General features: G+C 63.9%; 13 protein-coding genes. 3 read left to right on the top strand and 10 right to left on the bottom strand.

Translation table 11 applies throughout. The features are described from left to right. Positions 1–12: 12 nt before the first annotated feature. Genes pyrR through AC1DXS_RS19150 form a run of 3 tightly spaced genes read right to left on the bottom strand, consistent with a single transcriptional unit; the run spans position 13 to position 1,537 of the window. Positions 13–525 carry a bifunctional pyr operon transcriptional regulator/uracil phosphoribosyltransferase PyrR gene (gene pyrR / locus AC1DXS_RS19140; RefSeq protein ID WP_477661383.1) on the bottom strand — a complete coding sequence of 171 codons (513 nt, stop codon included), beginning with the start codon at positions 523–525 and terminating at the stop codon, positions 13–15. Beyond that, positions 522–953 (bottom strand): Holliday junction resolvase RuvX, encoded by a 432-nt coding sequence (gene ruvX, locus AC1DXS_RS19145; RefSeq protein WP_477739055.1) that lies wholly within the window; start codon positions 951–953, stop codon positions 522–524. Before ruvX ends, pyrR begins: the two co-directional genes overlap by 4 nt. Beyond that, entirely contained in the window at positions 950–1,537 is a 588-nt protein-coding gene (locus tag AC1DXS_RS19150; RefSeq protein ID WP_477739056.1) for a YqgE/AlgH family protein, read from the bottom strand. Before AC1DXS_RS19150 ends, ruvX begins: the two co-directional genes overlap by 4 nt. Positions 1,538–1,603: 66 nt before the next feature. On the opposite strand from AC1DXS_RS19150, the gene AC1DXS_RS19155 reads away from it, so the two are divergent. Beyond that, positions 1,604–3,076, top strand: coding sequence for a cryptochrome/photolyase family protein (locus tag AC1DXS_RS19155; protein ID WP_477739057.1), 1,473 nt, complete (start codon positions 1,604–1,606; stop codon positions 3,074–3,076). Positions 3,077–3,147: 71 nt separating this feature from the next. Here AC1DXS_RS19155 and AC1DXS_RS19160 read toward each other — a convergent pair whose 3' ends face one another. From AC1DXS_RS19160 to AC1DXS_RS19185, 6 genes are all read right to left on the bottom strand, one after another. Further along, positions 3,148–9,363, bottom strand: coding sequence for a hybrid sensor histidine kinase/response regulator (locus AC1DXS_RS19160; protein WP_477739058.1), 6,216 nt, complete (start codon positions 9,361–9,363; stop codon positions 3,148–3,150). A 78-nt stretch (positions 9,364–9,441) separates the two neighbouring features. Beyond that, on the bottom strand, positions 9,442–11,730 hold the full coding sequence (locus tag AC1DXS_RS19165; protein ID WP_477739059.1) for a methyl-accepting chemotaxis protein: 2,289 nt from the start codon (positions 11,728–11,730) through the stop codon (positions 9,442–9,444). Between the two features lie 30 nt (positions 11,731–11,760). Then, positions 11,761–12,291, bottom strand: coding sequence for a chemotaxis protein CheW (locus tag AC1DXS_RS19170; RefSeq protein WP_007864988.1), 531 nt, complete (start codon positions 12,289–12,291; stop codon positions 11,761–11,763). 21 nt (positions 12,292–12,312) lie between these two features. After that, entirely contained in the window at positions 12,313–12,678 is a 366-nt protein-coding gene (locus AC1DXS_RS19175) for a response regulator transcription factor (protein WP_007864987.1), read from the bottom strand. Beyond that, entirely contained in the window at positions 12,678–13,076 is a 399-nt protein-coding gene (locus AC1DXS_RS19180) for a response regulator (protein ID WP_007864980.1), read from the bottom strand. The genes AC1DXS_RS19175 and AC1DXS_RS19180 overlap by 1 nt, the downstream gene beginning before the upstream one ends. Positions 13,077–13,149: 73 nt before the next feature. Then, complete coding sequence (locus AC1DXS_RS19185) at positions 13,150–13,323, bottom strand: rubredoxin (RefSeq protein ID WP_074576308.1); 174 nt, start codon at positions 13,321–13,323, stop codon at positions 13,150–13,152. 82 nt (positions 13,324–13,405) lie between these two features. Between AC1DXS_RS19185 and thiD the strand changes: the two genes are divergently transcribed. Together thiD and hemL are read left to right on the top strand one after the other, a co-directional pair. Further along, positions 13,406–14,374: a bifunctional hydroxymethylpyrimidine kinase/phosphomethylpyrimidine kinase gene (gene thiD / locus AC1DXS_RS19190; RefSeq protein WP_477739060.1), complete on the top strand. Its 969-nt coding sequence runs from the start codon at positions 13,406–13,408 to the stop codon at positions 14,372–14,374. Then, the gene (gene hemL, locus AC1DXS_RS19195) at positions 14,355–15,686 is read left to right on the top strand and encodes a glutamate-1-semialdehyde 2,1-aminomutase (RefSeq protein ID WP_477739061.1); all 1,332 of its coding nucleotides are present in this window, start codon (positions 14,355–14,357) and stop codon (positions 15,684–15,686) included. The genes thiD and hemL overlap by 20 nt, the downstream gene beginning before the upstream one ends. A 249-nt stretch (positions 15,687–15,935) precedes the next feature. Here hemL and AC1DXS_RS19200 read toward each other — a convergent pair. Continuing rightward, positions 15,936–16,209: hypothetical protein (locus AC1DXS_RS19200; RefSeq protein ID WP_477739062.1), on the bottom strand; the 274-nt coding region annotated here is incomplete at its 5' end.

Consider the following 16,209-nt stretch of genomic DNA (forward strand, 5'->3'; position numbering starts at 1 on the left):
TCGGTCTTGGGGTCAGGCCTGGTGGTCCTGCACCTGGAAGCTGAACTTGCCGTCTTCCGCGCGCGCCAGTTCCAGCGACTGCGAGGCCGGCAGGGCCACCCGCGCCACCGCCAGGTCGGGCTGCACCGGGAGTTCACGCCCGCCACGGTCCACCAGCACCACCAGCTTGACGCTGGCGGGCCGTCCGTAGTCAAACAATTCGTTGAGCACAGCGCGTATGGTGCGGCCGGTGTAGAGCACGTCGTCGACCACGACCAGGTGGGCGCCGTTGACGTCAAAGGGCAACAGGGTCTGCCCGCTGGAAGCCAGGCCGCGCTGCGAAAAATCGTCGCGGTGCATGGAGGACGACAGGATGCCGGCCTCGCCGGCCAGGCCCAGGTCTTTTTGCAGGCGCTGCGCCAGCCAGGCGCCGCCCGAGGCCACGCCGACCAGCATGGGCGGCTGGGGATAGGATGCCAGCTGCTGGCGCATGCCGCGCAGCAGGTCGCTGTACAGCGCCTCGGCGTCCAGTGTCAGACTGCTCATGGAAGACTCCTTAAAAACTGCTCGAGAATGATGCAGGCCGAGGCGGCGTCGGCGTCAGGCGCGCCGCCGGCCAGGGCTTCGGTGGTGCTGTAGCGTTCATCGACTTCGAAGACCTGCAGGCCGAAGCGGCCGCGAAGCTGGCGGGCGAACTTCTGCGCGCGCACGGTGTTGTCGTGGCTGGCGCCGTCGGGGTGAAAAGGAACGCCGACCACCAGCGCATCGGGCTGCCACTCCTTGATGCGCGCTTCGACCGCCTTGAGGCGGGCGTCGCTGCCCTCGGCGGCGATCGTGGCCTGAGGCGAAGCGGTGCGCGTCAGCACATTGCCCGTGGCCACGCCGGTGCGCTTGAGACCGAAGTCGAAAGCCAGAAAGGTGTGAAGGTTAGGGGAGACCTTGGAGGTCCGGGAAGGCATGGCCGCCAGGCTCATGCGTGGCCGGCCTCGGGAGAGAGCATCCAGCTCTGCAAGCCCAGCAGCATCAGGGCCTTGTCGTAGCGCTGCTCCACCGGGGTGTCGAAGATCACGCCGACGTCGGCGGCGACGGTGAGCCAGCTGTTCTCGGAGATTTCCGATTCAAGCTGGCCCTCGCCCCAGGCCGAGTAACCGAGCGAGACAAACACCCGGCGCGGGCCCGCGCCCGTTGAAAGCGCTTCCAGCACGTCCTTGGAGGTGGTCATTTCAAGGCCGCCGGGAATCGTCATGGTCGAGGCATAGACCGATTCATTGCCGGGCATCATGGATTCGTGGAGCACAAAACCGCGCTCGGTCTGCACCGGGCCGCCCTGGAACACCGGAGCCTGCGTCAGGTCGTCGCGGCGCAAGGGCAGCTCGACTTTGTCGAACAGGTTTTTGAGGCTGATGTCGCTGGGCTTGTTGATGACCAGCCCCAGCGCGCCCCTGTCGCTGTGTTCGCACATGTAAACCACACTTTTGGCAAAAGCTTCGTCGTCCATCCCCGGCATGGCGATGAGGAAGTGATGCGTGAGGTTGATCGATGCGGAATCCGTGGCCATGGGTGGATTTTACGCGCTCTGGGAGCCGGAGCGATGCCGTGGGGGCGCTTTCGCTACCATTCCATGATGCAAAAGAAATACCGGTCCGGCCTGGTGTGGTTCAGGCGCGACCTGCGGGTCCAGGACAACGCAGCGCTCTACCACGCGCTGAAAGCCTGTAAGCAGGTGTTTTGCGTGTTCGTATTTGATCGGGACATCCTGGACGGCCTGCCTCGCGCCGACCGCCGTGTGGAGTTCATACGCGAGTCGCTGGTCAGCCTTGATCGCCAACTGCGGCAGCTGGGCGCGGCGCACGGCAACCCGGGCGCCGGCTTGATGGCCGTTCATGACCGGGCCGGGGCAGCGCTGCCGCGGCTGGCCGCCGAGCTGTCCGTCGAGGCGGTTTTCACCAACCATGACGATGAACCGCAGTCGCTCGCGCGCGACGCCGGCGTGCAGGCCGCGCTGGAAGGCCGTGGGGTGGCCTTGCACAGTTTCAAAGATCACGTGGTCTTCGAGCGCCAGGAAGTGCTGACGCTGGCGGGCAAGCCTTACACCGTGTTCACGCCCTATAAAAACGCGTGGCTGAAAAAGGTGGACGATTTTTACCTCAAGCCCTATCCGGTGGAGCGCCATGGCGCGGCGCTGGCGGCACTGCCGCCGGGGACCCGAGCCATCCCGACGCTGGTCGAACTCGGCTTCGAAAAGACCAACCTTTCAGTACTCAAGATACCCACCGGCAGCGAGGGTGCAGAACAGCTTTTTGAAGAATTCCAAGGCCGCATGGCGAACTACAAGTCGGCGCGCGACTTCCCGGCCGTCAAAGGCCCCAGCTACCTCGGCGTGCACCTGCGCTTCGGCACGGTGTCCATCCGGCGCATGGCCGCGGCGGCCCTGAGCCCCGAGCATCGGGATAGCGAAGGTGCGGCAACCTGGCTCAGCGAGCTGGTCTGGCGGGATTTTTACGCGCAGATCCTGGGCAACTTCCCGCATGCGGTTCACAGCGCATTCAAGCCCGAATACGATGCGATCCGGTGGGAAAGCGGCGACAAGGCTGATGCGCTGTTCCAGGCCTGGTGCGAGGGCCGCACGGGCTACCCGCTGGTTGACGCCGCGATGGCGCAGATCAACCAGACCGGCTATATGCACAACCGCCTGCGCATGGTGACGGCGAGTTTCCTGGTGAAGGACCTGGGCATCGACTGGCGCCGGGGCGAGCGCTACTTCGCCGAAAAACTCAATGATTTCGACCTCTCGGCCAACAACGGCGGCTGGCAATGGGCGGCAAGCACGGGCTGCGATGCACAACCCTACTTCCGCATCTTCAACCCGGTGAGCCAGAGCGAAAAGTTTGATGCGGATGGTGCGTTTATCCGCAGGTACCTGCCCGCGCTGGCAAAGCTGCCCTCCCCGGCCATCCACAGCCCCTGGCTGGCCAAGCCCTTGGAGCTGGCCGCCGCGGGTGTGGTGCTGGGCAAGACTTACCCGCAGCCCATCGTGCAGCACGACGAGGCCCGCGCGCTGACGCTGCAGCGTTATGCGGTGGTGAAGAAAGCCTGAAGGCAACCGCCCCCGTGCAGAGGGCGGTTTGCACGGATTTCACCTGGAGCCCCAGGCGAAACCCTGCAAGATCAGGCGGAGATCGCCGCCTCAGTGGCGCAGTAGTGCCGCACCAGGCTCATCAGCTCTTCTTCGGAGAACGGCTTGCCCAGGTAGTGGTCGACACCGAGTTCCTTGGCATGCTCGCGATGCTTTTCAGCGATGCGCGAGGTGATCATGATGATGGGCAGGTTGTTCAGCCGCACGTCGGCGCGGATGTTGCGGGCCAGGTCGAAGCCGTCCATGCGCGGCATTTCGATGTCTGACAGCACCACCGCCGGCCGCTCTTCCTGCAGGCGTTCAAGCGCCTGCAGGCCGTCGGCCGCCATGGCGACGCGATAGCCTTCGCGCTGAAGCAGGCGCTGCGTGACGCGGCGAACGGTGATGGAGTCGTCGACCACGAGGATCAGCGGAATCTGAGGCGCGGCAGGCATGGCCGGCGCTTTCACGACGCTGCCGGTGCCTGTTGCGGCGCTTGCCGCCGTAGCGCCGGATCCTTCGAGCACATGCGGCTCGGCGCGGTCGGTACTCCAGGCGCGAGCCTGCTGGCCGTACACCGAAGCCAGCGCCACCGGGTTGTAGATCAGCACCACCGCGCCGGAAGCCAGCACCGACATGCCGGCCAGGCCGGGCAGGCGGGACAGCTGCGGCCCGAGATTCTTCACCACAACTTCCTGGTTGCCCAGCACTTCATCGACGTGCAGTGCAATGCGCTGCGCGGCGCTTCGGAAAACCACGACGGGCGTGGTTTTGCCCTGGGCTTCGCCGCTATGCTGCGAAGCCTGCAGCAGCGCGCCCGACCAGAAGAAAGGCATGGATTCGCCGGCGATCTCCAGCGTGCCGGAGTTGTAGGCCTGCTGAAGTTCCTTGGCGGATGCGCGGCGCACGGTTTCCACCACATTGGCGGGCACGCCCACTGAGAGGTTGCCGGCGCGGATCATCACCACCTGCGTCACAGCCGTGGTCAACGGCAGCACCAGCTTGAAGTGGGTGCCCTTGCCCGCCACGGTGGAAGTTTCAATCCGGCCGCCCAGCGCGTTGACTTCGGAGCGGACCACGTCCATGCCGATGCCGCGGCCGGCCAGTTCAGTCACCTGGGCGGCGGTGGAGAAGCCGGGCATGAAAATCAGGTTGGCGGCATCGCTGTCTTCAATGGTCTGGTCCGGCGCGATCATGCCGAGGCTGACGGCCTTTTCGCGGATGCGGCGCAGGTCCAGGCCGGCGCCGTCATCGCTGAAGTCGACCGACACGTCGTTGCCTTCCTGGCGCAGGTGGACGGTGATGACACCGACCGGGTCCTTGCCGGCGCTGGTACGAGCGTCGGTACTTTCAATGCCGTGGGCCACGCAGTTGCGCAGCAAGTGCTCGAAGGCGGGTGTCATGCGGTCCAGCATGCCGCGGTCCATCTCGATGGTGCCGCCCAGCAGGTCCAGCTTCACCTGTTTGCCGGTTTCCTTGGAGGCCTGGCGCACCACGCGGTACAGGCGCTCGGAGATGCCTTCAAACTCCACCATGCGCGTGCGCAACAGGTCGCGCTGCAGTTCGCGGGTCTGGCGGGCCTGCGCAATCAAGTCGTCCTCGGTGGCTTCCACCGTGCGCTGCAAGGTGCGCTGCACGGTTGCCACGTCGTTCACGGATTCGGCCATCATGCGCGTCAGTTCCTGCACGCGGGTGAAACGGTCGAACTCGAGCGGATCGAACCCGGCCTGGGCCTCTTTGGCCTGGGCCAGTCGCGATTGCATCTGGGTTTCGGCCTGAAGTTCAATATCGCGCAGTTGCTGGCGCAAACGGTTCAAGTTACCGCTCATGTCGTTCAGCGAGCCGCGCAGCTGGCTGAGTTCGGCTTCCAGGCGCGAGCGCGTGATCATGACCTCACCGGCCTGGTTGACCATGCGGTCCAGCAGTTGCGAGCGCACGCGTATCGAGGCATTGGCCGCTTGCCGCAAGGGCTGCATGGCCATGGCTTGCGGCGCCGGCACGGAGAGCTTGCGCGAAGCGGCGGCGGCAGGAGCCGGCGTTGCCGCGCTTTCCGCCGCGGTGCCGGCCGCAGGTGCGGGAGCCTCGGGCGCAGCGGCGGCCACCGCTGGCGCGGACGCAGGCTCAGGCACGGCGGCAACAAGAGGGGCCAGATGAACGGGAGCGGCTGCCGCCGCTGCATCGGCGTTGCGCAATGCCTCAAACGCCGCTTCCATCGCGTCAAAGCGATTGATCAGGGCATCGAACTCGGCTGAGGCTGCGGAGTCGGAGCCGAGGAACTCGATTTCGGATTCGATCCGGTGGGCCATTTCACCGAGCCGCAGGGCGCCGGCAAGCCGGGCGCTGCCCTTGAGCGTGTGAAGCGCACGCAGCACTTCCATGCGCGCGCCCTGGTTGTCGGGCCGCGCGGACCACTGCCGCAGCGCACCACCCAGCTGGGGCATGAGCTCGGCGCCTTCTTCTTCAAAAATCGGGAACAAGTCAGGATCGATGGCATCGACGGCATCGATTTCCTCGTCCTCTTCGTCGCCGAAGTTCTGGGCCGCGGGCGCAGCCGCCGGCGTGGCCAGGCGCACCGGCGGTGCGACGGCCGCGGGCGGCGCGGAAAACGCGGCAGGCGACGGCACGGGGGCGGCCTGCACGGGGGCAGGTGCGGGCGTTGGTTCGAACACCTCGACAACCGGCAACTCCTCGATCACCTGCATGACCGCCGGCTCGGGCTCTGGCTCTGGCGTGGGTTCAGGCAGGGGCGTGAGTTCCGCGGCCGGCTCAGCGTCGAAATCGTAGTCAGAGAAGTCGGTGCCCGGAGGCAAGACCGAATCGGAGAAATCAAGTTCCTTCAGGCGGTCGAGGACGCCGGCATCCGGCTCCTTGAGGAAGCCGGCGGCAAACTGGTGCAGCAAGCGGCGTATGTCTTCGGCCGCATCGACAAACACCTGGCCGTACTTGGACGCGCCGTTGCGGTGATGCGCGCGGGACTGCTGCAAAGCCTGTTCCAGCGCGCGGGCCATTTCGGACAGCGCGGTGAACCCGACGGTGGCGGAACTACCAGCCAGGGAGTGCGCCAGGGCCACGGTGGAGTCGCTGACGGGCTGGTTGCGCTCCAGCGACCACTCGGCCACTTCCGTCACCAGGCGGCGCGACCATTCGTCGGCCTCGTTCAGGTAGACGTTGTAGAGCGGGATGCTGATACGCAAAGCGCCAATGACCTTGACCTGCTCATCGCCGCCATCTTCCGACATCGTGCTGTCGGTGGCCTCGACGCGGTCCAGGGCATCCAGCACCTCGACTTGCGGCTGGCTGGAAACAGGCTCACTCACCGCAGCAGCCTGTGGCGCCTCGGTGGAGAAGTCAAAGTTCAGGTCGACGGCCGCCTCGGCTTTGGCTGGCTGCGGCGACTCGGCGTGGAAATGCTTTTCAAAGTCCGCATCGGACAATTCGATGGTTTCTGCACCGCCCAGCTCCAGCGCGGCGGCGTCATCGGCTGCCGCAACGGGTTCCGCAGGAAGGGTTGCCGAACTGCCGGCATCAACGGAAAGCGCGGACAGGCTGTCGAAATCGATGCCTGCAATCTCGGCCACAGGTGCAACTGTCGGTTCAGCGGGCTTGGCGGCGTCAAGGTCATCAAACACCAGGTCAAAGTCCAGGTCGCTGGCGGGCGCCGCCGCCTCGGCGGGCTGGGCTTTCGCAGCTTCGGGCGCGCCGGCATCCAGGTCGAGCTCAGGCACCGAGAATTCCTCTGCGGCAGCCGTCTCGGCAGGCACCGCAACGGCCGCGGGGACCGCAGCCTTGGCGCCGAACACCAAGGGAAGATAACGGCCTTCGGTACGCATGGCATCGGCGCTGGCGCGGAAGACCGATGCCGACCAGGCGCCGTCCGTGTTGTTGGCGATGTCGGCGATCCAGTCAGCGAAACCGCCCATGGCCTCGCTGGACAAGGCCCTGAATTCGTCGGTGCTGGCCTTCTGGTCGGCCAGCCAGGTGTTGAGCATTTGCTCCAGCGACCAGGCGGCTTCGCCGAACTCGTTGAGCCCGACCATGCGCGAGCTGCCCTTGAGGGTATGGAAAGCACGGCGCAAGACAGTGAGCTGCGAAACGTCGGCGGGATCGGTGGCCAAAGCGGCCAGCGCCTCCCGGCCGGTACCGACCACTTCGCGAGCTTCCTCCAGGAAAATATCGCGCAAATCGTCTTCTTCAAAGTCGTCAGATTCGGCCGCCGGCTCCGGCGCGGCCGGCGTCGGTGCCACGGTGAACGCCAGCGTCGTCAGCGCGGTGGCGGCGGCGTCCGCGTCGCTGGTGGACACAGCCACAGCGGCTTCGCGCGCGGTTTGCGCCAAAGCGGGCTGCTCGGCCAAAGCCGCATGGGTCGCCAGGGCATCGAGCTTGACGGTAAGGCTTGCATCGGCTTCGCCCTGGCCGGCATCCTGCACCACGGCGATGACTTCCTGGGACAGCATGTCGCTGTTGACGGTGACGGCCGAAGCAGCGCTCGCCGCCGTATCGGCCCGGCCCATGAGCGGCCGGAGCTCGCCTTTCTGGTCGTCGTACACAAACAGCTTCTTCGCCAGCGCCGGCTGGTAGTTGAGCATGTCGATCAGGAAACTCAGGGCGCCCAGGTTGTTGCCCAGGTGTTCAAAGGTGCCCGCGGCGCGCGCCTGCTGCTCGTCGATTTCGGTGACCAGCATCTGCTCGACGCTGTCGCGCATGCGCAGCACGGCATGAGAGGCTTGATCCAGGCCCAGCACGGACAGCACGCCGCGCATCTGCGACAGCTGCCCAGGGACCGCTTGCAAAGTGACCTTGTCCTGCGGGTTGCGGAAAAAGACATCCAGCGATTTTTCAAGCTCGCCCAGGGAAACGCGCAACTCGCCCACCACACTGCCCATGGTCTGCTTGTCGCTGACGCGGCGGTACAGCTCTTCCATCCAGCCTTCCAGCGGCTGGGGTTGCCCGCCGGCCCTGACACCCTCGAGGCGCTCGGCGAGGTTGGCCGTGCGCACCGCCAGTTGCGGGTCGTTGGGGTCCAGGTCGTCGAACGCGGCTTCCAGGTACAGCACCGACGTGGCCACTTCCATGGCCAGCTCAATGCCGGGGGCCTGGCCGGAGCGCACCGTGGTTTCCACGGCACGGCTCAGGGCCTGCGCCAGAGGCTCACTGGGCGGATGCAGCTTGAGCAATGAATCGGTCACCAGGCTGAACTGGTCGGTGACCAACTTGAATTTGTTGGCGTCCCCGGCCGACAGCGCCGACCAGGTTTCCTTGGCCGAGGTGATGCGCTTGCGCGCCTGGGCCAGCAGGGCCGGGTCGAAGCGCCCGAACTGCACGAGTTCGTAATCGACGGGCTTGAAGCGGTTAAGGCCATAGGCAGACCGCACGGCCGACAGCACCGGTGTGTCGCTGGCGCGCGCAGACACCGCCTGCGAGCAGAAAAACAGCAGGTCCTGCGCCAGGCGATCCGAAACGGAGGTGTCGCCTTTGGCCAGCGAAGCGTACTGCATGAGAATGCGGGAAGCAGCGCGCTTGACGTACAGATCAGAGCCGAGCAGTTCGTTAGCGACCGCTTCAAAGTAGGCCGCGGCAATCTTCCAGAAAATGCGGGGCTGGCGGTCAGGTTGGCGGGCCGCAAACCCGAGGCTGAGGTCCTTGAGAGTTTTGGCGGCCTGCGGGGCCTTGCCCTTCATGATCTGCAGCACCGATTGGTCCAGCACGGCGCGCGCGCTGTCGTCGTAGTTGCGCGGCTCGCCCGGAGCGGCCAGTTCGGGCTCCAGCCAACGCCATTCAAATGGCCAGAGGTCCGCGGGGTGGATGCGATCGGCGCGCAGCAACTCCTGGACTTCACGGTATTGGGGGAACAGGGACACGGCCGAGATCGGCTTGTCGGCCAGCACACCCTCAAGGTACTCGGTCAGGGCAAAGCTGGCCCGCTCTATCCTGCCGGCGGCTTCCTGGCTGCATTGCTCGGGTTGCTGCACAAATTTCTGCACCGCAGCTTCCATCGCGCGCAACACAAGCGCGGGGCCGGCCAGGCCGACCATCTCCAGCGCGCCCACCGCCTGGTGCAATTGCTGGCGGGCAATCCGCAGCTGGCTGGCGTCTACCGCCGCGAGATCGGATCCGCGAGCGGCCTCCGCATCCCGCACAAAGCGCTTGAGCGCCTTGGCAGCGCCATCGAGCGACTTGCGCAGTTCGTCAAGCACCCATGCGAGGGGGCCCAGGTCGTTGACGGCAAGATCGAGCTCGGCAGCGGTTGAGTTCGGGACGTTGGATTGCATAAATAGCGGGCCGGTTCTGGAATCGGTGTCAGAGGCTAGGTCGGCGTTCAGCGCGCGACGGGCAAACTGGCATCAGCATCAGGCGATCTTGAATCGGGACACAGACTGGCGCAGCTCTTCAGCCATGCGGGAGAGATCGCGCACCTGCTGCGCCGTGGAACGGGTACCTTCTCCGGTTTGCTCCGTCACCGCGAAAATGTGCTGGATGTTGCCGGCCACCACGTTGGCCGAAGCGGCTTCGCGGGAGGCGGAGTTCGAAATCTGCTCAATCAGGTCTGCGAGGCGGCGTGACACCTGGTCAATCTCGGTCAGCGCGGTACCCGCGTTATCGGACAGCTTGGCCCCTTCCACCACACCCTGCGTGGAGCGTTCCATAGCGGCCACCGCGTCCTGCGTGTCGGTCTGAATGGCTTTCACCAGGGCCGAAATCTGGCGCGTGGCGTCTGCGGAGCGTTCAGCCAGTCGCTGCACTTCTTCCGCAACCACCGAGAAGCCTCGTCCGGCTTCACCGGCTGACGCCGCCTGGATGGCCGCGTTCAGCGCCAGCACGTTGGTCTGTTCGGTAATGTCCGAGATCAGCTCGGTAATTTCACCAATCTCCTGGGACGATTCACCCAGTCGCTTGATCCGTTTGGAGGTTTCCTGGATCTGGTCGCGGATGGAGTTCATACCGCCGATGGCGTTCTGCACAGCCTGCAGGCCGGATTCCGCGGCGGACAGCGATTGGCGCGCCACCTGGGACGATTCCTGCGCCTGTGTGGACACTTCATTGATTCGGGACGCCATGTCGAGCACCGACTGGCCGGTTTCGCGAATCTCGCGCAGCTGTTCGGTGGACGCCGCCAGCAGTTCGGTGGAGGTGCTTTCCACCTGGGCCGTCGTTTGCGCAACGCGCGTTGCCGTGTTCTGCACGTTACCCACCAGCTGGCGCAACTCTTCCACCGTGTAGTTCACCGAGTCGGCGATAGCGCCGGTGATGTCTTCGGTCACGGTCGCTTCCTGCGTCAAGTCGCCTTCAGCCACTGTCTGCAACTCATTCATCAAACGCAAAATGGCGGCCTGGTTGGCGTCGTTGACGCGCTTGGCGTCCTGTTCCTGGCCCTTCGCTTCCTGTCGCTGCGTTTCCGCAACCGCCTGGCGTTGCTTACTGTCCTGCACCTGCAGACTGGCCAAGCCGGCCGCGCAAAGCAGTGCGAGCGCAGCGGCGCCCGCCAGAATACCCAGCGAAACCACGCTCAGACCGGTTTGCGAGGACAGCTTGCCTTGCAGATCTTCCAGGCCCCGGCGAAGCGGCTCGCTGTCGGCAATGATGGAGGATTGCGCTTCACGTGCGGACACCAGGCCCTGCAAGTTGCCCAGAATGGCGCCGGCCTGAACACGCGTCTGTTCGTAGAGCGCCATCAGGGCCTCCAGGCGTTCACGCGTTTGCGGATCTTTCGAGCCGGCCAGGCGCAGCTCGGGGCTGCCTTCCTGCAGGCCCTGGGCGATTTCCTTGAAGGAGTTCAAGTCCTTGCCCAGCAGGAACACGGCCTCGGGGCTCACGCCTTCCATGGTCAGGAATTCGTTGGCGGATTTACCGATACGCTGCGTCAACATCACCAGCTGGCCGGAGGCGGAAATTTCCGCTGGCGCCGCATTCTGCTGAAGCTTCAGCGAGGAAACGGTTTCGGCGATTTCCAGCAAGTCCGAAGACTGGCGGTTAATGGTGCGCAGAGCGTTACCCACCTGGGTCAGGATGTTCTGCTGGCCCATCACGGTCTTGGCGTTCTTTTCGGCGCGCTCCATGAAGGGAGTGATTTTTTCGACGTCGGGCTGCAACTCTTCGCCCACCGGCGCCAGGCGCAGGCTGTCCTCGCCGGACTTCAGGCCGCGCACTGTTTTGGCCAGCACGTCGGAGCTTTCACGCACGTCGGGGAAGGCCTGGGCACTTCCCACCAGCGCCTGCGAAACCGATTTCGCCAGACGCTGCGACTGCATCAGCGACTGGCCGGTTGCCGCCACCTGTTGAGCGATTTTGTCGGCCTGGCTCAGCGCCAGGAAGGTCACCGTACCCAGAACAATCACGAACAACGCCAGGAAAAACACCAGGAAGCGCTGGTGCTGACCCATGGTCTTGCGGCCCAGCATGGGCAAATACAGGAGTTCCGGGTTGACGGCTGCCGACTCCTCGGCGGTCGCCATGCGGCTGGTGCCGAAAGCATCGTCGTTGCCGTCAGGCTGCCGTACCGCGGCGGTCTGGAGCGAGGCTTCATCCATGGCGCCGGTCGCCAAAGGGTCCGGCGTGCCGACGGAAGCCATGTCCATGCTGTCCTCGGGCTGGACGGACTTGGTTTTAAACAGCTTCTGGATATTTTCAATTACAGACATGGTGAGCCTTCCGGGGAGAAACAGTGTGCGCTATGCGCCTATCGTCAAAAAATGCGCTTGCTGTGCAAGCAACTGAAGGTTGATTTCCTGCCAGGTCGCGCCGTTGAGGTCGACATACTGGTTGCCAAAGAAATCCGGCGCGTCGGGCGCTTTTTCGGAGAAATCGCTGAACGCGTCCTGGTTGCGCAGCCCGGAGAGCTTGTCGATCAGCAGCGCGCAATTGACTTCCAGGGCGCTGTTGAGCGCCACGAGGCGGGAGTCGGTGCGCGCGAGTTCATTTTTGGGAGGCGGCGCCTGGCCGCTCACGTAGCTCGCGAGATCCACCACGCCGAACAGGCCGCCCCGCAGATTGGCCACGCCGGCGAACCAGTTTTGCGTGTACGGAACAGGCTGAGTGTTGACCCAGGGGAAAATTTCACCGGATTGGCTCAAGGGAAACAGGTACTTCTTCCCTCCCGCTTCCACGGCCAGCCAGGACGCGGCCACGCCTTGCGTACGCGCAATCTGCAACCTGTCGGCCAGCCGGGTTTGTAGTTCTCTAAGGGCTTGTCTGTTCGCCATGCTTTGGTTTTACGCCGTAAATCAGCCGAGGGCCTTGATTTTGGCCATCAGCTCATCCGCATCCACCGGTTTGGTGATGTAGTCGCGGGCGCCCTGGCGCATGCCCCAGACCCGGTCAGTTTCCTGGTTCTTGCTGGTGCACATCATGATGGGGATATCGGAATACAGCGGGTCGCGCGTGATGGCACGCGTGAGCTGGAAGCCGTTCTGGCCAGGCATCACCACATCCATGAGGATCAGCTCGGGTTTGTCTTCTGCGAGGCGCCGGAAAGCGTCTTCCGCGTTTTCAGCAGTTTTGACCGTGAAACCGTTTTTGACCAGCAGATCGGTCAGAAACATCAATTCGGTTTTGGAGTCGTCAACTACCAGTATTTTCTTGATTGCCATCACACTACTCCTTGTTTGGCGCTGCCCAGTTCCTGAACGGTCTGCAGCAGCTGATCTTTGGTAAAAGGCTTGGTCAGGTAGTCTTGCGAGCCCACCATGCGACCGCGCGCCTTGTCGAACACGCCGTCCTTGGAGGACAGCATCACAATGGGAACGTTTGAAAACTTCACATTGCGCTTGATAATCGCACAGGTTTGATAGCCGTCGAGACGAGGCATCAAGATGTCGCAGAAGATCAGGTGGGGCTCATAGTCGTTGACTTTCGAAAGGGCGTCGAACCCGTCCTCGGCCAATAACACTTCATGCCCGCCCTGCTTCAGGAATATCTCGGCGCTACGCCGAATGGTATTGCTGTCATCGATGACCAAAACCTTCAGTCCGGAACTGGGAATGCTCACTGCCTATGCTCCTCATGTTGCAGAGGCCGGCGGTTAGCGCCGGTCTGCGATTGTCCAGGGTGGTACCCGGACATTAGATCTGAACCATTTCAAAGTCTTCCTTGCGCGCGCCGCATTCGGGGCAGGTCCAGTTCATGGGCACTTGAGCCCATGGCGTCCCGGGAGCAATGCCATGTTCGGGCGCGCCGGCAGCTTCGTCATAAATCCAGCCACAAATTAAACACATCCACGTCGTTGATTGAGTCACAGCTTAAGTTGCCTTCGAATAGAATGCAACAATTGTATCGAGGCGGCGTTGCTTATTCGCGTACAAGGCAAAATCGCAGCCTATGGCAAACCCCAAAACACCTCAACTGGACAGCCGACAGCTCCAAATCGAGGACACCGACGCATCACCGGCCTGCGTCATGACATTCAATGCCAACGACCCCAGCGGAGCCGGCGGGCTGACGGCGGATATCGCCTCCATCACCTCGGCCGGCGCCCATGCGCTGGCAGTTGTAACAGGCGCTTATGTGCGCGATACGGCCGAAATTTTCGACCATTTCTCCTTCGACGAAGAGGCTGTTACAGACCAGGCCCGCTCGGCGCTGGAGGACATGCCGGTGTCGGCCATCAAGGTCGGCTTTGTGGGCAGCCCCGAGAACATTTCCACCATCGCCGAGATCGCCTCGGACTATGCCGACGTGCCGCTGATCGCCTACATGCCCAATCTTTCATGGTGGGAAGAAAGCGAAATTGACAGCTACCTCGACGCCTTCCGCGAGCTGATGCTGCCGCAAACCACGGTGTTGGTAGGCAACCACAGCAGCCTTTGGCGATGGTTGCTGCCCGACTGGTCCGGCGAACGCAACCCCTCGGCCCGCGACATTGCCAAAGCCGCCGCGGACCTGGGTGTGCCCTACACCCTGGTCACCGGCGTTCCCATGCCCGAGCAGTTCATCGACAACGTGCTGGCCACGCCGCAGGCGGTGCTCTACAGCGAGAAATTCGAACGCTTCGAGGCCGTGTTCGCCGGTGCCGGAGACACCCTTTCCGCGGCACTGTCGGCCCTGCTGGCCAATGGACACGACCTGCAGGCCGCCACCGCCGAAGCCCTGACCTTTTTGGACCACAGCCTGGACGCCGGCTTTCACCCCGGCATGGGCAACATCGTGCCGGACCGCTTGTTCTGGGCGCAGGCCGACGTTGGCCCGGAAGAGGACGAGTCCGGGGAAGCGGGCGATGCCAATGACGACGTCGAGCTGACGTCCAAACCCTCTCTTGACCTGCCCCCCAATGGAACAACCAAACACTAAGCCCGCCGCTCCCCAGACAGCCTCCCGCAACGACGCCCTTTTTGAACGCGCCAAAAAGCTGATCCCCGGCGGGGTCAATTCCCCGGTTCGGGCCTTCAAGGCCGTGGGCGGCACGCCGCGCTTCGTGCAGCGCGCGCAAGGCGCCTACTTCTGGGATGCCGACGACAAGCGCTACATCGACTACATCGGCTCCTGGGGCCCGATGATCCTGGGCCACGGCCATCCGGCGGTGCTCGAGGCCGTGCAAAAAGCCGCGCTGGAAGGCTTTTCCTACGGCGCCCCCACGGAACGCGAGGTCGAGCTGGCCGAAGAAATCGTGCGGCTCGTGCCTTCGCTCGAGATGGTGCGGCTGGTCAGCTCCGGCACCGAAGCGGCCATGAGCGCCATCCGCCTGGCACGCGGCGCCACCGGGCGCAGCAAGATCATCAAGTTCGAGGGCTGTTACCACGGCCATGCCGATGCACTGCTCGTCAAGGCCGGCTCGGGCCTTGCCACCTTCGGCAACCCGACCAGCGCCGGCGTGCCCCCGGAAGTGGTCCAACACACCCTGGTGCTTGAGTACAACCACCTTGCCCAGCTGGAAGAGGCCTTTGCCCTGCACGGCAAGGACATCGCCTGCCTGATGATTGAACCCATCGCCGGCAACATGAACTTCGTGCGCGCCAGCCTGCCTTTCATGAAGCGCTGCCGCGAGCTTTGCACCCAGCATGGCGCGCTGCTGGTCTTCGACGAGGTCATGACCGGTTTTCGCGTGGCCCTGGGCGGCGCGCAAAGCGTCTATGCCCGCAGCATCCCCGGCTTCAAGCCCGACATGACGGTCATGGGCAAGGTCATAGGCGGCGGCATGCCGCTGGCCGCCTTTGGCGGCACCCGCGCCGTGATGGAGCAACTGGCTCCTCTGGGCCCGGTCTATCAGGCCGGGACCCTTTCAGGCAACCCGGTCGCCACTGCCTGCGGCCTGGCAACCCTGCGCGAAATCGCCAAGCCCGGTTTTTACGAAGCACTCAGCGAACGCACCCGCACCCTGGTCGCCGGCCTCACCCAGGCGGCCGCCAAGGCCGGCGTGCCGTTTTGCGGCGACAGCGAAGGCGGCATGTTCGGCTTTTTCCTGATGGGGCAATTGCCGCAGAACTACGCCACGGTGATGACCACCGACGGGCCGTCGTTCAATCGCTTCTTTCATGCGATGCTCGACAGCGGGGTGTATTACGCGCCCGCGCTGTATGAGGCCGGGTTTGTCAGCTCGGCGCATACCGCCGCGGATATTGAGGCTACTGTGGATGCGGCGGCTCGGTTCTTTGCTGCTTCCTAGTTTGTTCTGACGGCTGGGTTCTTTGCTGAGGCTTGCTGGCCGGGGTTGCCCGGCGGCAACTCACTTTTATCGAAACCCGCAAAGCGGGTTTTCTTTTGTTCGCCAAAAGGCGCGCTACGCGCGCGGGGTTTGCTCACTTCGCGCAGCGAAGTTACGCAAACACCAAAAGTAAGCAAAAGAAAGGCGACCCTGGTGTCTGCGTCCCTTCGCTTCGCTACGGGCAACCTGCGGTACTCGGTCCAGCCGGGGTCAAAAACAACTCGCCTTCGGCTCAAACAAGTTTTTGCCCTGATCCGTCTGGACCTGCGCTCCTCGGCGCATCCACAAGGGGTGGGAAAGGAATACCAAACAGCCGAAGACCAAACCCCGAATACCAAAAACCACAAGGACACGCCACGGCGTGTCCTTGTTTGTCTTGGTTTGTTCATTGGTATTTATCTTCTGTCCCCGCTCCCGATTGCCCCGTCCTGGCTGGGCCGAGGAGCGCAGAGACAAGCGGATCAGGGCAAAAACTTGTTTGAGC

Source organism: Polaromonas sp. P3_B1, assembly GCF_056402935.1.

Excerpts from the sequence above, each read along its gene's own strand:
- pyrR (WP_477661383.1), bottom strand. The coding sequence starts at position 525 with ATGAGCAGTCTGACACTGGACGCCGAGGCGCTGTACAGCGACCTGCTG.
- ruvX (WP_477739055.1), bottom strand. The coding sequence starts at position 953 with ATGAGCCTGGCGGCCATGCCTTCCCGGACCTCCAAGGTCTCCCCTAAC.
- AC1DXS_RS19150 (WP_477739056.1), bottom strand. The coding sequence starts at position 1,537 with ATGGCCACGGATTCCGCATCGATCAACCTCACGCATCACTTCCTCATC.
- AC1DXS_RS19155 (WP_477739057.1), top strand. The coding sequence starts at position 1,604 with ATGCAAAAGAAATACCGGTCCGGCCTGGTGTGGTTCAGGCGCGACCTG.
- AC1DXS_RS19160 (WP_477739058.1), bottom strand. The coding sequence starts at position 9,363 with ATGCAATCCAACGTCCCGAACTCAACCGCTGCCGAGCTCGATCTTGCC.
- AC1DXS_RS19165 (WP_477739059.1), bottom strand. The coding sequence starts at position 11,730 with ATGTCTGTAATTGAAAATATCCAGAAGCTGTTTAAAACCAAGTCCGTC.
- AC1DXS_RS19170 (WP_007864988.1), bottom strand. The coding sequence starts at position 12,291 with ATGGCGAACAGACAAGCCCTTAGAGAACTACAAACCCGGCTGGCCGAC.
- AC1DXS_RS19175 (WP_007864987.1), bottom strand. The coding sequence starts at position 12,678 with ATGGCAATCAAGAAAATACTGGTAGTTGACGACTCCAAAACCGAATTG.
- thiD (WP_477739060.1), top strand. The coding sequence starts at position 13,406 with ATGGCAAACCCCAAAACACCTCAACTGGACAGCCGACAGCTCCAAATC.
- hemL (WP_477739061.1), top strand. The coding sequence starts at position 14,355 with ATGGAACAACCAAACACTAAGCCCGCCGCTCCCCAGACAGCCTCCCGC.